Source organism: Corynebacterium sphenisci DSM 44792, assembly GCF_001941505.1.
In the GTDB taxonomy this organism is placed as follows: domain Bacteria; phylum Actinomycetota; class Actinomycetes; order Mycobacteriales; family Mycobacteriaceae; genus Corynebacterium; species Corynebacterium sphenisci.
In genome coordinates, this window is record NZ_CP009248.1 from 811925 (window position 1) to 825970 (window position 14046).

At 75.3% G+C, this 14046-nt stretch carries 12 protein-coding genes and 1 riboswitch; of the genes, 7 read left to right on the forward strand and 5 right to left on the reverse strand.

The genetic code is table 11. From position 1 onward, the window contains the following. Window positions 1-16 precede the first annotated feature (16 nt). The 3 genes from CSPHI_RS03695 to CSPHI_RS03705 all read right to left on the reverse strand — a co-directional run bounded on the left by CSPHI_RS03695 (window position 17) and on the right by CSPHI_RS03705 (window position 3599). Window positions 17-745 (reverse strand): hypothetical protein, encoded by a 729-nt coding sequence (locus CSPHI_RS03695; protein ID WP_075691553.1) that lies wholly within the window; start codon window positions 743-745, stop codon window positions 17-19. A gap of 240 nt (window positions 746-985) precedes the next feature. Then, window positions 986-2317, reverse strand: a complete 1332-nt coding sequence (locus CSPHI_RS03700; protein WP_075691554.1) for an MFS transporter — start codon at window positions 2315-2317, stop codon at window positions 986-988. A 388-nt stretch (window positions 2318-2705) separates the two neighbouring features. Next, window positions 2706-3599: a patatin-like phospholipase family protein gene (locus CSPHI_RS03705; protein ID WP_075691555.1), complete on the reverse strand. Its 894-nt coding sequence runs from the start codon at window positions 3597-3599 to the stop codon at window positions 2706-2708. Between the two features lie 54 nt (window positions 3600-3653). Here CSPHI_RS03705 and CSPHI_RS03710 point away from each other — a divergent pair, with 54 nt between their 5' ends. From CSPHI_RS03710 to CSPHI_RS03720, 3 genes are all read left to right on the forward strand, one after another. Then, window positions 3654-4979 carry a M18 family aminopeptidase gene (locus CSPHI_RS03710; protein WP_075691556.1) on the forward strand — a complete coding sequence of 442 codons (1326 nt, stop codon included), beginning with the start codon at window positions 3654-3656 and terminating at the stop codon, window positions 4977-4979. Between the two features lie 73 nt (window positions 4980-5052). After that, complete coding sequence (locus CSPHI_RS03715) at window positions 5053-6507, forward strand: M20 metallopeptidase family protein (protein WP_084210223.1); 1455 nt, start codon at window positions 5053-5055, stop codon at window positions 6505-6507. Next, the gene (locus CSPHI_RS03720) at window positions 6504-7760 is read left to right on the forward strand and encodes an alpha-amylase family protein (RefSeq protein WP_075691557.1); all 1257 of its coding nucleotides are present in this window, start codon (window positions 6504-6506) and stop codon (window positions 7758-7760) included. The genes CSPHI_RS03715 and CSPHI_RS03720 overlap by 4 nt, the downstream gene beginning before the upstream one ends. 102 nt (window positions 7761-7862) lie before the next feature. Here CSPHI_RS03720 and CSPHI_RS03725 read toward each other — a convergent pair whose 3' ends face one another. Then, window positions 7863-8072, reverse strand: coding sequence for a hypothetical protein (locus CSPHI_RS03725; RefSeq protein WP_075691558.1), 210 nt, complete (start codon window positions 8070-8072; stop codon window positions 7863-7865). Window positions 8073-8189: 117 nt separating this feature from the next. Then, complete coding sequence (locus CSPHI_RS03730; RefSeq protein ID WP_075691559.1) at window positions 8190-10073, reverse strand: DUF2339 domain-containing protein; 1884 nt, start codon at window positions 10071-10073, stop codon at window positions 8190-8192. A gap of 134 nt (window positions 10074-10207) precedes the next feature. After that, window positions 10208-10300, forward strand: a riboswitch (TPP riboswitch). 114 nt (window positions 10301-10414) lie between these two features. On the opposite strand from CSPHI_RS03730, the gene CSPHI_RS03735 reads away from it, so the two are divergent. From CSPHI_RS03735 to CSPHI_RS03750, 4 genes are read left to right on the forward strand one after another with little or no spacing between them, the layout of a single operon-like run. Then, window positions 10415-11095: an ECF transporter S component gene (locus CSPHI_RS03735; RefSeq protein WP_084210224.1), complete on the forward strand. Its 681-nt coding sequence runs from the start codon at window positions 10415-10417 to the stop codon at window positions 11093-11095. Continuing rightward, entirely contained in the window at window positions 11092-12627 is a 1536-nt protein-coding gene (locus tag CSPHI_RS03740) for an ABC transporter ATP-binding protein (protein WP_075691560.1), read from the forward strand. The genes CSPHI_RS03735 and CSPHI_RS03740 overlap by 4 nt, the downstream gene beginning before the upstream one ends. Further along, a complete protein-coding gene (locus CSPHI_RS03745) occupies window positions 12624-13418 on the forward strand; it encodes an energy-coupling factor transporter transmembrane component T family protein (protein ID WP_075691561.1) in 795 nt (264 codons plus the stop codon). The genes CSPHI_RS03740 and CSPHI_RS03745 overlap by 4 nt, the downstream gene beginning before the upstream one ends. Continuing rightward, window positions 13415-13933, forward strand: a complete 519-nt coding sequence (locus tag CSPHI_RS03750; protein ID WP_245803345.1) for a nucleoside/nucleotide kinase family protein — start codon at window positions 13415-13417, stop codon at window positions 13931-13933. Before CSPHI_RS03745 ends, CSPHI_RS03750 begins: the two co-directional genes overlap by 4 nt. Window positions 13934-14046: the final 113 nt, after the last annotated feature.

Genomic DNA, 14046 nt, shown 5'->3' on the forward strand with positions numbered 1-14046 from the left:
GCCGCCGGCCGGGGGCTCAGTCCCGGTTGAGCCGGGCGGCCCATTCCGCGGTGAACATCTCCAGCACCCGGGCGCGGCCGACCGGGATGTCGGTGTACTCGCCGGTGGCCACGTCGACGACCCGGATCGCCTCGGCGAGCTCGTCGATCTCCTCGGCGTGCGCGGCGTGGAAGGCGGAGATGAAGTCCAGGGCGTCGCGGTTGGGCCAGACGAAGGTGGAGGCGGAGTAGGCGTCCTCGGAGAGGTCGCGCATCGCCGCGGAGAAGGCCCCGTCGAAGCCGGGCAGGCAGCCGAAGACGCCGACCAGGGTCTTCGAGGCGGCGGTGGCGGTGCCCCCGGAGTTGGGCAGCAGGGCCAGGGAGACCGCCTCATGGGCGGCGAGCAGCAGCCGGCGGGTCTTCTTCTTGTGGAACTTCGCCATGTCCACCTCGACGAGGTCCTTGGCGTAGGCGCGCAGCACCTCCAGGGCCTCGTCGTAGTGCTGCACGTTGAAGGAGGTGAGCAGCGGGGAGGCGGCCTGCACCAGGCCCTGCGCGGAGAGGTAGGCGGCCAGGTGCAGCCGGTCGAGCTCGCGTTTGGCGGGCTTGCGCTTGAGCTTGGAGCCGGCGAAGTGCAGCCGGCAGATGTCCCAGGACAGGCCCCGGATGGTGGCGGGGTCGGTGTCCGGGGGGATCGGATCCTCGGGGGCGCAGCCGCGGTAGGCCGAGACGACGTCGGTGATGGTGCCCGGGGTGAGTTGTTGCATGCCCACGATTTTAGCGGCGTTCACAGCCTGCACCACCGGGAAACCGGCGATTGCCCAGGTCGGTGGGCCCCCGGGGGTGCCGGGACCGGCCGCGCGGCGGACCCGGATCGGACGCCGGGGCGGCGCCCGCGCACCCCGGCGACGGACGGCGCCCCGGCCGCCGGCCGGCCCGGGCGGGCGCGGCGGCGGACGGGGCGTCGCGGGGCCCCGGCGGGCGCGGGCGCGCGCCGGGGCGGGGGACTAGGCGTGGTTCAGGTTGCGCTCGTGCAGGTTCCGCGGCAGCAGGGCCAGGGAGATGACGGCCGGCACGGTCATCGCCGCCAGGTAGATGCCGATGGTCCACACCTTGCCGGTGCCGTCGACCAGGATCTCGGCGATCATCGGGGCGAAGGCGCCGCCGACGATGGCGCCGATGGCGTAGCCGATGGAGGCGCCGGAGAAGCGCACCCCGGCGGGGAACATCTCCGCGAAGAGGGAGGAGGTCGGCCCGTAGGTCAGGGCCAGCGGGAAGGTCAGCACGACCACCGCGATGGTGTACATCCAGATGTCCTTGGCCTCGATCAGCGGCCACAGGGCCAGGATCCAGGCGGCCTGCAGGATGAAGCCGACGATGAACACCTGCACCCGGCCGAAGCGGTCGGAGAGGATGCCGGACCACAGGGTGAAGATGGTCCAGGCCACGGCGGCGACCAGGGTGGCGCGCATGATGTTGCCCTGGTCCATGTCGAGGGTCTTGATGGCGTAGGAGGGGAAGAAGGCGATCACCATGTAGCCGCAGGCGTTGTTGCCGGCGAAGATGAAGATGGCCTTGATCACCGGCTTCCAGTGGTTGCGGAACAGGTCCGGCAGCGGCGCGGTGCGCTCGGCGGAGTCCTCCTTCATGGCCTGGAAGACCGGGGACTCGTCGACGCTGCGCCGGATCAGGTAGCCGACGAAGACCAGCACGATGGAGAAGAGGAAGACCAGGCGCCAGCCCCACTCCAGGTAGGCATCCTTGCCGGTGAAGTAGAGCACGCTCAGGGAGGCGGAGGTGGCCAGGAACAGGCCCAGCGGCACGCCCAGCTGCGGGAAGGAGCCGTAGAGGCCGCGCTTCTCCTTCGGCGCGTGCTCGACGCTCATCAGGGCCGCGCCGCCCCATTCGGAGCCGGCGAAGATGCCTTGGCAGATGCGCAGGGTGATGAGCAGCACCGGGGCGATGGCGCCGGCGGTGGCGTAGGTGGGCAGCACGCCGATCAGCATCGTGGCCAGCCCCATGCCGAGCAGGGAGAACACCAGGACCATCTTGCGGCCGTAGCGGTCGCCGACGTGGCCGCCGACGATGGCGCCCAGGGGGCGGAAGAGGAAGCTGATGCCGATGGAGGCCCAGGCGATGATCCGGGCGAGCACCGGGGACTCCTCGCTGACCGGCTCCAGGAAGAGCGGGGCCAGCACCAGGCCGGCGGCCTGCGCGTAGATGAGGAAGTCGTACATCTCGATGGTGGTGCCCACCAGGGTGCCGGTGAGGACCTTCTTGCGCTCGCGGGGCGAGGCGAGGAGGTTGTCCTGCGGCGGGGCTGCCGTGGGTGCGCTCATATCTGCTCCAGGGGTGATCGGTGCTTCGGATGCGGGGGATCGGCTGACCCGCCCGTGGACCACCGGCACGTTACAAGGCCGTTATCGGGCCGGGAAAGCCGAAACGCGAAAAAAACCACCGATGGGGGTGATTTACGGCTCGATGGGGTAAAAACGGGGGTGATTTGCGGGGGTGAAACGGACATTCAGGCGGGTCGTCCAAGGGTCATCGGGCCGCGATGCCCGTCCTGCCCGTTTGTCCTCGGCCCCGGTGCCGGGGGCCGGGGGAGGTCACCGGAAGGTCACGGCGGGTGTCATCTCGCCCCATCCGCCACATGCGCCCCGTCCATCGGCGGCCGGGATCGGCGCCGCCCGCACCACCGGGCGGCGGTGCGGGCGGTGCGGCGGCTCAGGCGCCGTCCAGGCCGAGGAACTCCCGCCAGGCGGGCAGCTCCCGCTCGGTCTGGGCCGCGCCCGCGGCGAAGGCGGCGCGCAGCCGCGGCACCCGGCGCTCCCGGTTGGACAGGTCCATCTCCTCGGGGAAGAACAGCATCGCCCGGCCCTCCCGCTCCAGCTCCAGCAGCCGGTCCTTCATCGCGTTGTAGCGCGCCGGGCGGGCGATCAGCGCCTCCGCCACCGCCGGGGTGCGCGGAAAGGCCCGGCGCAGCAGGTTCGGCCGGGTGACCTCCTCCTTGCGGTAGTCCCGGGTGCGGGTGGACAGCACCAGGAAGCGGCGGAACCCGTCCGCCTCCGCCAGATCCAGGGGGATCCCGCCGGAGGGGCCCAGCGCCCCGTCGACGTAGCGCACCCCGTCGATCTCCGGGGGCACCATGAACCAGGGCATGGTGGAGGTCGCCCGCACCCGGCGCATCAGATCGCCCATCCCGGAGATGTCCTCCCGGCCCCAGACCACCTGCTCCCCGGTGTCTTCGCGCACCGCGGGGATGCGCAGCCGCGCCGGATGCGCCAGGAAGGCCTCGAAATCGTAGGGGGCGGGCCCGTCGGGCAGCGGCGCGGTCTCGTAGATGAACTCCGAGTCGAAGAAGCCGCGGCCGCGCAACCAGGTGCCCCAGCCGCCGTAGCGGCCGTCGGCGGACATGTCCACGAAGGACTCCCGGGTGCGCGGCCGATCCCGGGAGAGGTAGTTGACGCTCAACGAGGCCCCGGCGGAGATCCCGCCCACCCAGCCGAAGTCCAGGCCCTCGGCGATCAGGCGGTCCACGCAGGCGGAGGTGTAGGCCGCGCGCATGCCGCCGCCCTCCAGGACCAGGGCGACATCGGGCAGGAAATGCCGGTTGCTCATGCACCGCAGGCTACCGGGCGACGCGGTCCCGCGGTTTTTGCCACCATGGAGACCATGAACCAGCCCCGCCGCGACGCCGCCGCGCAGCTGCAGGACCTGATCGGGTTCGTGCAGGCCGCGCCCTCCCCCTTCCACGCCGCCGAGGAGGTCGCCCGCCGGCTGGTCGCCGCCGGGGCCCGCCGGGTCGACGGCACCCGGCCGCTGCCCGCCGAACCGGGCGGCTACGTGCTGGTGCGCGACGGGGCGGTCGCCGCCTGGGTGCTGCCCGACGCCGCCGGGGCCGGCCGCCCGCCGGCGCTGCGGATCATCGGGGCGCACACCGACTCGCCCGGGTTCACCCTGAAACCGGATCCGCAGGACGAGTCCGCCGGCTACGCCCGGGCCCGGGTGGAGGTCTACGGCGGGGCGCTGCTGAACTCCTGGCTGGACCGGGAGGTGGAGTTCGCCGGCCGGGTCGCGGACCGCCGCGGCGGGGTGCACCTGGTGCGCACCGGGCCGGTGGCCCGGATCCCGCAGCTGGCCATCCACCTGCACCGGGAGATCGGCCAGGAGGGGCTGCGCCTGGACCGGCAGCGGCACACCCCGCCGCTGCTGGGCATCGGCGGGGACCTGCGCGGGCACCTCGCCGCGGCCGCGGGCATCGACCGGGGCGACCTCGCCGGCTGGGAGCTCATCACCGCCGACACCCAGCCGCCGCGCACCTTCGGCCTGGCCGGGGAGTTCCTCGCCAGCGGCCGGCTGGACAACCTGCTCAGCGTGCACGCGGCGCTGATCGCCCTGGAGGACCTGCTCGCCGCGGGCGGGCAGCCGGCGGACCGGGCGGGGGAGGCGTTCATCCCGCTGTTCATCGCCAACGATCACGAGGAGGTCGGCTCGGCGACGGCCACCGGGGCGGCCGGGCCGATGCTCGCCGAGCTCGCCGACCGGATCCTCGCCGCCGCCGGCGTCGCCGGCCCGGACCGGCACCTGGCCCTGGCCCGGTCCACCTGCATCTCCGCCGACGGGGCGCATGGGGTGCACCCCAACTACCCGGAGGAGCACGAGCCCGGGCACCGGCCGATGCTCAACGCCGGCCCGGTGCTGAAGGTCAACGCCAACCGGCGCTACGCCACCGACGCGGTCGGCCAGGCGCTGTGGGCCCGGCTGGTCGACGCCGCCCGGGAGGCCACCGGCGCGGAGATCGCCGAACAGGCCTTCGTCTCCGCCAACCACAAGCCCTGCGGCTCCACCATCGGCCCGCTCACCGCCACCCGGCTGGGCATCCGGGTGGTCGACGTCGGCGCCCCGATGCTGTCCATGCACTCCGCCCGGGAGCTCACCGGCGCCCGGGATCCCTGGCTGCTCACCGCGGTGCTCGCGGCCTGGTGGGCGGGCCGGTGAGCCCCGCCCCGCCGGGCGCGGCGGGCGGGCCCGGCTTGGCGAAGCGGCCCCGGGCCGGGTTGACTTGGCGACCATGAGCGATACCGCGCCCCCGACCGCCGAGACCGCCCGGGCCGCCGCGCCCCCGCCCGCGCCGGCGGCCGAGCCCGCCGCGGCCGCCGAGGACGCCGGCCGGCTGCACGTGCCCTTCGAGGACGTGGTGTCCTGGCGGCGGCATCTGCACGCCCACCCGGAGCTGTCCTTCGCCGAGCACGGCACCGCCGACTTCATCGCCGGGCTGCTCGCCGACTGGTCGGTGCCCTACACCCGGCCCACGCCCACCTCCGTGGTCGGCGTGATCGAGGGCACCGCCGGGGACCCGGCCACCGGCCGGGAGATCGGCTACCGGGCGGACATCGACGCGTTGCCGATCCGGGAGGAGACCGGGCTGCCCTTCGCCTCCGCGGTGGACGGGGTGATGCACGCCTGCGGCCATGACGTGCACGTGGCCTGCCTGCTCGGCGCCGCGAAGGTGCTCCTGGAGCGCCGGGACCGGCTGCACGGGCGGGTGCACCTGATCTTCCAGCACGCCGAGGAGGCGCTGCCCGGCGGCGCCCGGGAGCTCGTCGCGCACGGCGTCGCCGACGACCTCGACGAGGTCTACGCCTTCCACGTCGCCCCGCACCCGGTGGGCCACGTCGGGATCTGCCGGGGCCGGGTGTCCACCATGTCCGGGATCGTGTCCATCACGGTGCGCGGCCGCGGCGGGCACTCCTCGAACCCGCAGCTGACCGTGGACCCGGTGCTCATCGGCGCCGAGATCACCACCATGCTCAACACCATCGTCAGCCGCGATCTCGACCCGAAGAACATGAACATCGTCAACGTCGGCTCCCTGCACTCCGGCGCCGCCGGCAACGTGATCCCGGACACCGCCGAACTGGAGGTGTCCATGCGCAGCGTCGACGAGAAGGACTGGGAGGCGATCTGCCACCGGATCGAGCGGATCGTCGGCGGGGTCTGCCACGCCCACGGGGCGCAGGCCCAGTTCGACTGGCAGATCCCCTACCCCATGGTGGTCAACGCCGATCTCGCCGTGGACCGGGCCTGGCATGCCGCGGTGCGCGCCATCGGCGCGGACCGGGTCTTCGAGGCCGAGCCCTGGGCGCCCTCGGACGACTTCTCCTACTTCTCCCGCGAGGTGCCCGGCTGCTACATGTTCCTCGGCGGCGGCGGGCCCGAGGTGGGCAATCCGCACTTCCTGCACAACAGCCGCTTCGACGTGGTGGAGCGGGCCATGATCTCCGGGGTCCGGGTGGAGGCGCAGATCGCCCTCGACGCCCTGGCCCCGGGCGCGGCCCCGCCCCCGCCGATGCCCGAGGCCGCGGACCGGCTGCCCGCGGCCGGAACGATCCCCCCGGGGCCGCAGCGGCCCGGCCCCGGCACCCCGGAGTCCCGGGCCGGCGCGCAGCGCCCCCGGCCCCGCCCGTCGGCCGGCCCCGGCGGCGCGGACCCCCAGCCCCCGGCCGCAGAGGAGGAGAGCAGATGACCGCCCCCGACTGGACCGCCCACGCCATCGGCTGGCACGTGTACCCGCTGGGGTTCACCGGCGCCCCGGTGCACCCCGGCGACGCCCCGGCCGCCGAGCCCGCGCGCACCCGGCTGGACCACATCGCCGACTGGCTGGACTACGTGCAGCGGCTCGGCCTGAACGTGCTCCAGCTCGGCCCCGTGTTCGCCTCCGTCGAGCACGGCTACGACACCCTGGACTACCGCCGGATCGACGATCGCCTCGGCGATGACGCCGCCTTCGACCGGCTCATCGCCGCCGCCCACGAGCGCGGCATCAAGGTGCTGCTCGACGGGGTGTTCAACCACGTCTCCGCGCGGCATCCGCTGGTCGCCGAGGCGCTGGCGGATCCGGACTGCCCCGCCGCCCGGCTGATCCGGGTGGACCGCTCCGGCGGGGAGCCCCGCCCGGCGGTGTTCGAGGGCCACGACTCCCTGGTGGAGCTCGACCACGGCGCCGAGGAGGTCGCCGAGCTGGTCGTGGGGGTGATGCGGCACTGGCTGGACCGCGGCGCCGACGGCTGGCGGCTGGACGCCGCCTACGCGGTGGACCCGGCCTTCTGGGCCCGGGTGCTGCCGCGGGTGCGGGAGACCCACCCGCACGCCTTCATCTACGGGGAGGTGATCCACGGCGACTACGTGGACATCGTGGCCCGCTCCACCATGGACTCGGTCACCGAGTACGAGCTGTGGAAGGCCACCTGGTCGGCGCTGAAGGAGGCCAACCTCTTCGAGCTGGAGTGGACCCTGGGCCGCCATGACGGCTTCCAGGACGCCTTCCGGCCGGTGACCTTCGTCGGCAACCACGACGTCACCCGGATCGCCAGCCAGGTCGGCGCGGACAAGGCGGTGCTCGCCGCGGTGGTGCTGTTCACCGTCGGCGGGATCCCGCTCATCTACTACGGCGACGAGCAGGGCTACACCGGGGTGAAGGAGGAGCGCTTCGGCGGCGACGACCAGATCCGGCCGCTGTTCCCGCCCACCCCGGAGGATCTCTCCGAGCTCGGCGCGGACATGCACCGGGTGCACCAGTCGCTGGTGGCGCTGCGCCGCCGGCACCCCTGGCTGGCCGACGCCCGGGTCACCGTCACCGGCATCGCCAATGAGTCGATGACCTACCGCACCGCCGCCGCGGACGGCTCCGCGGCCCTGGAGGTGACCCTGGACATCACCGGCACCCCCCGGGCCGAGATCCGGGACGGCGCCGAGGTGGTCTGGGCGCACCCGCTGTAGCCGGCCGCGGACACGGGAACGGCGCCGGCCGGGGCGGCCCCGATGGGGGCGGGCCCGGGCCGGCGCCGTCGCGCCTGCGGGATGAGGGGGTGGGGCGGGACCCTACTGCTGCGCGGTGCCGTAGCCGGCGGAGTCGGTCTCCGCGCCGGTCTCGGTGGTGGTGGCCCCGGCGTCCGACTCGTAGGTGCGCACCGCGTTCTCCTGGTCGGTGACCTGCACGTCGGAGTCCTGCTCATTGGGCGGCGAGCAGGCGACGAGGGCGGCGGAGGCGATGAGGCCGGCGGCGAGGGCACCGGTGAGGCGGTTGCGCATGAGTACTCCTTCAGGGCACGGACGACACAGGACGTGTTTCCCGAAATCTTAGGACATTTTCAGCAGCGGCGGGCATTCGCCCCCCGATCGGCGCCCGCGGGGCGCGGCGGCGCGGGCTCAGCCGGCCGGGGTGAGCGGGCCCACCCCGCCGGCGCCGATGCACAGCTCCGCGCCCGGGTCGGCGTCGCGCACCACCACCCGCAGGATGTTGCCGCCGCCGCCGACGGTGGCCCACAGCCGGCGCGGTTCGGCGCCCACCGGCACCACCGTGGAGGCGGCGTAGGTCTGGTCGACGTCCTGGAAGGGGTTCGGCAGCGCCAGGCGCACCTCCATCGGGGAGGAGGCCATCGCGTTGAACTCCACCACCCAGTCGTCGATGGTGATGATCTCGTCCAGGCCCACGTCCAGGGCGCCGGTGCCGTCCGGGCCGACGGTGAGCGCGGTGGCGCAGCCCCCGTCGGCGCGCAGCCGGGCCACCGGGGTGACCTCGGCGTCGATGAGCCGCCCGGTGACGTCGAACATCCGCGGCCGGTCGGTCCACCGGCCGAAGGGCGGCCGGTCCCGCAGATCGGAGAACACCCAGTGGTAGGTGTTGCGCGGCTGCACCACCGGCAGCAGCACCTCCAGGGGCACCGCCTGGTTGAGCACCGGGGTGGCCGGGTCCGCCGCGGCGAGGCCCGCCCGGGTGGTGGCCAGCCAGTCCCCGGTGACGTCATCGGACCAGGCCTGCCGATAGCCGGCCACCGAGGCCAGGGAGGAGGCCGCGAGCAGCGCGCCCAGGGCGAGCACCAGGTAGCGGGAGCGCCGCGGCAGCGGATGCACCCGGTCCGACCAGGCCGCCGCCAGGGCGAAGCCGATCACCATCGCCGCGTCCCCGTAGTAGTGCAGGGTCTTCGCCAGCTCGGCGGCGGTGCCCTCCCCGGAGCGCACCCAGGTCATCGCGGCGAGCACGACCATCAGGTAGCCGAACCCGGCCGCCAGCGGCGCCCAGGCCCGCCAGTCCCGGTGGATCGCCACCGCAGCGGAGAGCAGCACCAGCACCGCCCCGGTGGTGACCAGCGCCGCCGGGGCGTCCGCCCAGGCCTGCCCGGGCGCCCAGCGCTGCCACTGCCAGGGCCCGCCGGCCAGGGCGGCGAGCACCTGGCCCAGCCCGGAGAGCACCAGCTCGATCCGGGGCTCCCCGGAGGCCTCCCGGGCGTCCCGGGCGGCGATCACCAGGTAGAGCACCCCCCAGGCGACGGTGACCGCCAGCCCGGGCAGCCACAGCGGCCGGCCGCGCCGCCAGGCCGGGCGCACCCGGCGCCGCTCCAGGTAGGCCACCGAGGCGGCGATCGCCCCGGCCACCGGCACGATCGCCAGGGACTTCTCGAAGAAGGCCAGCGCCACCAGCAGCACCGCGGTGGCCCGGGCGACCATCCGCGGCGAGGTCGCCGCCGGATCGTGGCGCACCGTGGCGCGCACCCCCAGGGCCACCCACCAGGCCAGGGCCGCCTGCATCGGCAGCGCGTTCGCCGCCGCCGACCACCAGGTCGCCCCGGGCAGGGTCAGCGGGGTCCAGCAGATGATCGCCGCGGTGGCCAGGCCCTGCCAGCTGCGCCCGGCGATGGCGTGCACCGCCCGGGCCACCATCAGCGACACCGCCACCTGGCCGAGCACCATCAGCGTCGCCGGCAGCCACCACTGCCAGGGCGCCAGCGCGTTCACCGCGGCCTGCAGCAGGAAGGCCAGGGGCGCGAAATGCCCGTCATGGGGCTGCGCCCAGAAGGAGGGCGACCACCAGGGGTGGTCGTGCCCGCCGGCGACGATGATGAAGTCGTCCCAGTAGAAGGTGCGCCCGGCGAGCACCCAGATCCGGCCCAGGGTCTGCAGGGCGATGATCACGGCGATCCCGCCGAGCCACTGGGCGCGGGTGGGCCGGGCCTCGCGCTGGGCGATCCGGGCGGCGGCGGCCAGCTGCGGGTCGTCGGCGGCGGGGACGCCGGGCTGCGGTGCATCGCTCATGGCCTCCAGACTCTATTAGTCCGCCGGGCCCGCGCCGGGCGGGGGCGGCCGGCGGGGGAGCGGGCGCGGCCGGCCGCGCGCGCCGGGGCGGCCGCCGCGCGCCCCGGGCGCCGATGCGGTAGGTTCGGGCCCAGTGCACGGGAGCCCCGGGGAGCCGGGGCTGAGAGGAGGGCGCGTACCGCCCTCGACCGTCGAACCTGATCCGGGTAATGCCGGCGCAGGGAGCAACCGGCCCGCCCCCGCGGGCCCGGCCGCGGACCCCCGGGTCGCGCGGCGGGCGCGGGGCGCGGTGCCGCGGCGGCCGTGCCTCCACGAGAAGACGACCCTGGAGGACACAGCGGATGAACATCGAACACCACCACGGGGCCGGCCTGGCCGGACCCGACCCGCGGACCACGGCCGCGCCCCCGGACCCCGGTGCCCGGCGGGGGGCGCCGCCGCGGCTGCGCTGGCGGATCGTGGACATCGTCACCGCCGCCGTGCTCGGCGTCGCCGTGGGCGTGGTCTTCGTCGCCTGGAACCTCATCGGCGGCGCCGGCTACGGTTTCCTCGACGCCTTCACCCCCGGTTTGGGCGGGCTGTTCATCGGCGTCTGGCTGCTCGGCGGCACCCTCGGCGGGCTGATCATCCGCAAACCCGGCGCCGCCCTGTTCGTGGAGGTGCTCGCCGCGGGCGTCTCCGCGGCGGTCGGCAACCAGTGGGGCATCTCGGTGCTCTATTCGGGGCTGGCCCAGGGCCTCGGCGCGGAACTGGTGCTCGCGATCCTGCTCTACCGCCGTTTCGGCCTCGCCGCGGCGCTGGCCACCGGGGCCGGCGCCGGGGTGGGCGCGATCATCCTGGAGCTGTTCACCTCCGGCAACCTCGCCAAATCCCTGGAGTTCAACCTGATTTACGGCGCCTGCGTGCTGCTGTCCGGGGCGGTGCTCGCCGGGCTGCTCGGCCTGGGCCTGACCCGGGCGCTGGCCCGCACCGGGGCCCTGGACCGCTTCGCCGCCGGCCGGGAAGCCCGGGAGCTGGTGTGAGCGGCCCCCCGGCGGTGGCCGCCCGCGGGTTCGGCTGGCGGCACGCCGGCCGCGCCGCGCCGGTGCTGCGGGAGGTGGATCTCACCATCGAACCCGGGGAGCGGGTGCTGGTGCTCGGCGCCTCCGGCGCGGGCAAATCGACCCTGCTCGCCGCGATCGCCGGGGTGCTCGGCGGCGCCGACGAGGGCGAGGCCACCGGGGAGCTGCGGGTTTTCGGGGCCCCGGCGGACGCCGCCCGCGGGGAGGTGGGCCTGGTGCTGCAGGACCCCGACTCGCAGGTCATCTCCGCCCGGGTCGCCGATGACGTGGCCTTCGGGGCGGAGAACCTCGGCGTGGACCGGGCCGAAATCGGCCGCCGGATCGGCGCCTGCCTCGAGCTGGTGGGCCTGCGCCTGCCCGGGGAGCACCCCACCACCCGGCTGTCCGGGGGCCAGAAGCAGCGCCTGGCGCTGGCCGGGGTGCTCGCCATGGGGGCGCGGATCATCGCCCTGGACGAGCCGACCGCGAACATCGACCCGGCCGCGGTGCCCGCGCTGCGGGACGCGGTGATCCGCGCCGCGGACGCCACCGGGGCCACCCTCATCGTGGTGGAGCACCGGGTGGCGGCGTGGATGGACGTGGTGGACCGGGTGATCGTGGTCGGCGCCGGCGGGATCGACGCCGACGGGCCGCCGGCGCGGGTGCTCGCCGAGCACGGCGACCGGCTGCGCGCCGCCGGGGTGTGGGTGCCCGGACCGCCCCCGGCGATCGGCGCGGCCCGGCCCGCGCCCGCCGACGCCGAGGCGGCCCTGGTCGCCGAGGACCTGACCGTCGGGCACCGGGTGGAGGGCCTCGCCCAGCCGGTGCGCACCGGCATCGACCTGGCCATCCCGGCCGGTGCCGCGACCTGCGTCACCGGCCCCAACGGGGTGGGCAAATCCACCCTGGCGCTCACCCTCGGCGGCCTGCTGGAGCCGCTCGGCGGGCGGGTGCTCGCCGCCCCCGGGCTCGCCGCCGGGGCCGCGCCCCGCCGCCGCCGCGGACCATGGGCCCGCCGGGGCCGGGGAACCGGTCCCGAGCGGCGGCCCGGGCACTGGTCCTCCCGCGCCCTGGCCGGGCGGATCGGCACCGTCTTCCAGGCCCCCGAGCACCAGTTCGTCACCGGCACGGTGGCCGAGGAGCTGCGGCTCTCCCCGCGGCTGCTGGGCCTGCCGGAACGGGTCGCCGCGGACCGGGCGGAGGAGCTGCTGGCCCGGCTGCGGCTGGACCACCTCGCCGCGGCGAACCCGTTCACCCTCTCCGGCGGGGAGAAGCGCCGGCTGTCCGTGGCCACGGTGCTGGCCTGCGCCCCGAAGGTGGTGCTGCTCGACGAACCCACCTTCGGCCAGGACCGGCGCACCTTCGCGGAACTCGCCGCGCTGCTGCGCGAACTCGCCGAGGAGGGCGTGGCGGTGGTCTCCATCACCCACGATCCGCTGCTGGTGACCGCCCTGGGCGACCGGGTGCTGGATCTGGCCGGGGTGGGCCGGCCGGCGATCGGGGCGGCGGCATGAGCGCCCCCGGCGCAGCCGCGCCCGCCCGCCCCGCCGGCGGGATCCTCGCCGGGATCAACCCGGTGACCCGGGTGGCCGGGCTGATCCTGCTGACCACCCCGCTGCTGCTCTCCATCGACATCGTCTCGGCCCTGGTCGCCCTGGGCTGCACCCTGGTCGCCGCCCCGCTGTGCGGGGTGGGCCCGGTGCGGCTGCTCCGCCGCGGCTGGCCGGTGCTCGCCGCCGCCCCGGTGACCGCCATCTCGATGGCGCTCTACGGCAGCCCCGGCGGGGCGGAGCACTTCAGCCTGCTGCTCATCCGGGTCACCGACAACTCGCTGCACCTGGCGGCCGCGATTTTCCTCCGGGTGCTGGCCATCGGGTTGCCGGTGGTGGTGCTCACCGTGGGGGTGGATCCCACCGAGGTGGGCGCGGGCCTGGCCCAGGTGCTGCGGCTGCCCGCCCGGTTCGTGCTCGCCGCGGTGGCCGGGGTGCGCCTGATCGGCCTCTTCCTCGACGACTGGCACGCCCTCGGCCGGGCCCGGCGGGCCCGGGGCCTCGGCGACGCCGGGCGGCTGCGGCGGGTGCTCAACCAGGTCTTCGCCCTGCTGGTGCTCTCCCTGCGCCGGGGCACCAAACTGGCCACCGCGATGGAGGCCCGCGGTTTCGGCGCACCCGGCCCGCGCACCTGGTTCCGGCCCTCCACGGTGGGCGCCCGGGATGCGGCGCTGCTGGTGGTCTGCGCCGGTGTCGCGGCGGCCTCGATCTGGGCGGCGGTGGCCCTCGGGGCCTTCCGCCTGCTGGGCGCATGAGCCACCGGCCGGACCGCGGACGGTCCATGATCTGGCTGGTCGACGGCCGGTCCGGGGCGGGCAAGACCACCTGGGCCCGCCGGATGGGCGCGGCGCTGGGCTGGCCGGTGGCCCATCTGGAGGACGCCTACCCGGGCTGGGGTGGACTGGCCGCGGGCAGCGCCGCCGTGGCCGCGGACATGCTGGACCCGGCGCGGCCCGGGTTCCGGCGCTGGGACTGGTTCGCCCGCGATTTCGCCGGGGACTGGGCGGGGTGGGTGGACCTGGATCCGGCCCGGCCGCTCATCATCGAGGGCTGCGGGGCGGTGACCGCGGCGAACATCGCCGCCGCACGGCGCTTCGGGGAGGTCTGGCCGATCTGGGTGGAGCTGGACGCGGCCACCCGGCACGCCCGGGCGATGGCCCGCGACGAGCACTTCGCCGGGCACTGGGCGATGTGGGCCGCCCAGGAGGACGCGCATATCGCCGCCCATGACCCGGTGGGCCTGGCCGGGTGGATCGTGCGGCCCGGCTGAGCGGGCCGACCCCGCGGCGGGGGAGGATCCCCGCCGCGGGGGTCGGCCGGGACGCGCCCGGGCGGTAGCATCGGCGGGACAGCGACACCGCCGATTCCCCGAGGACCGCCGAC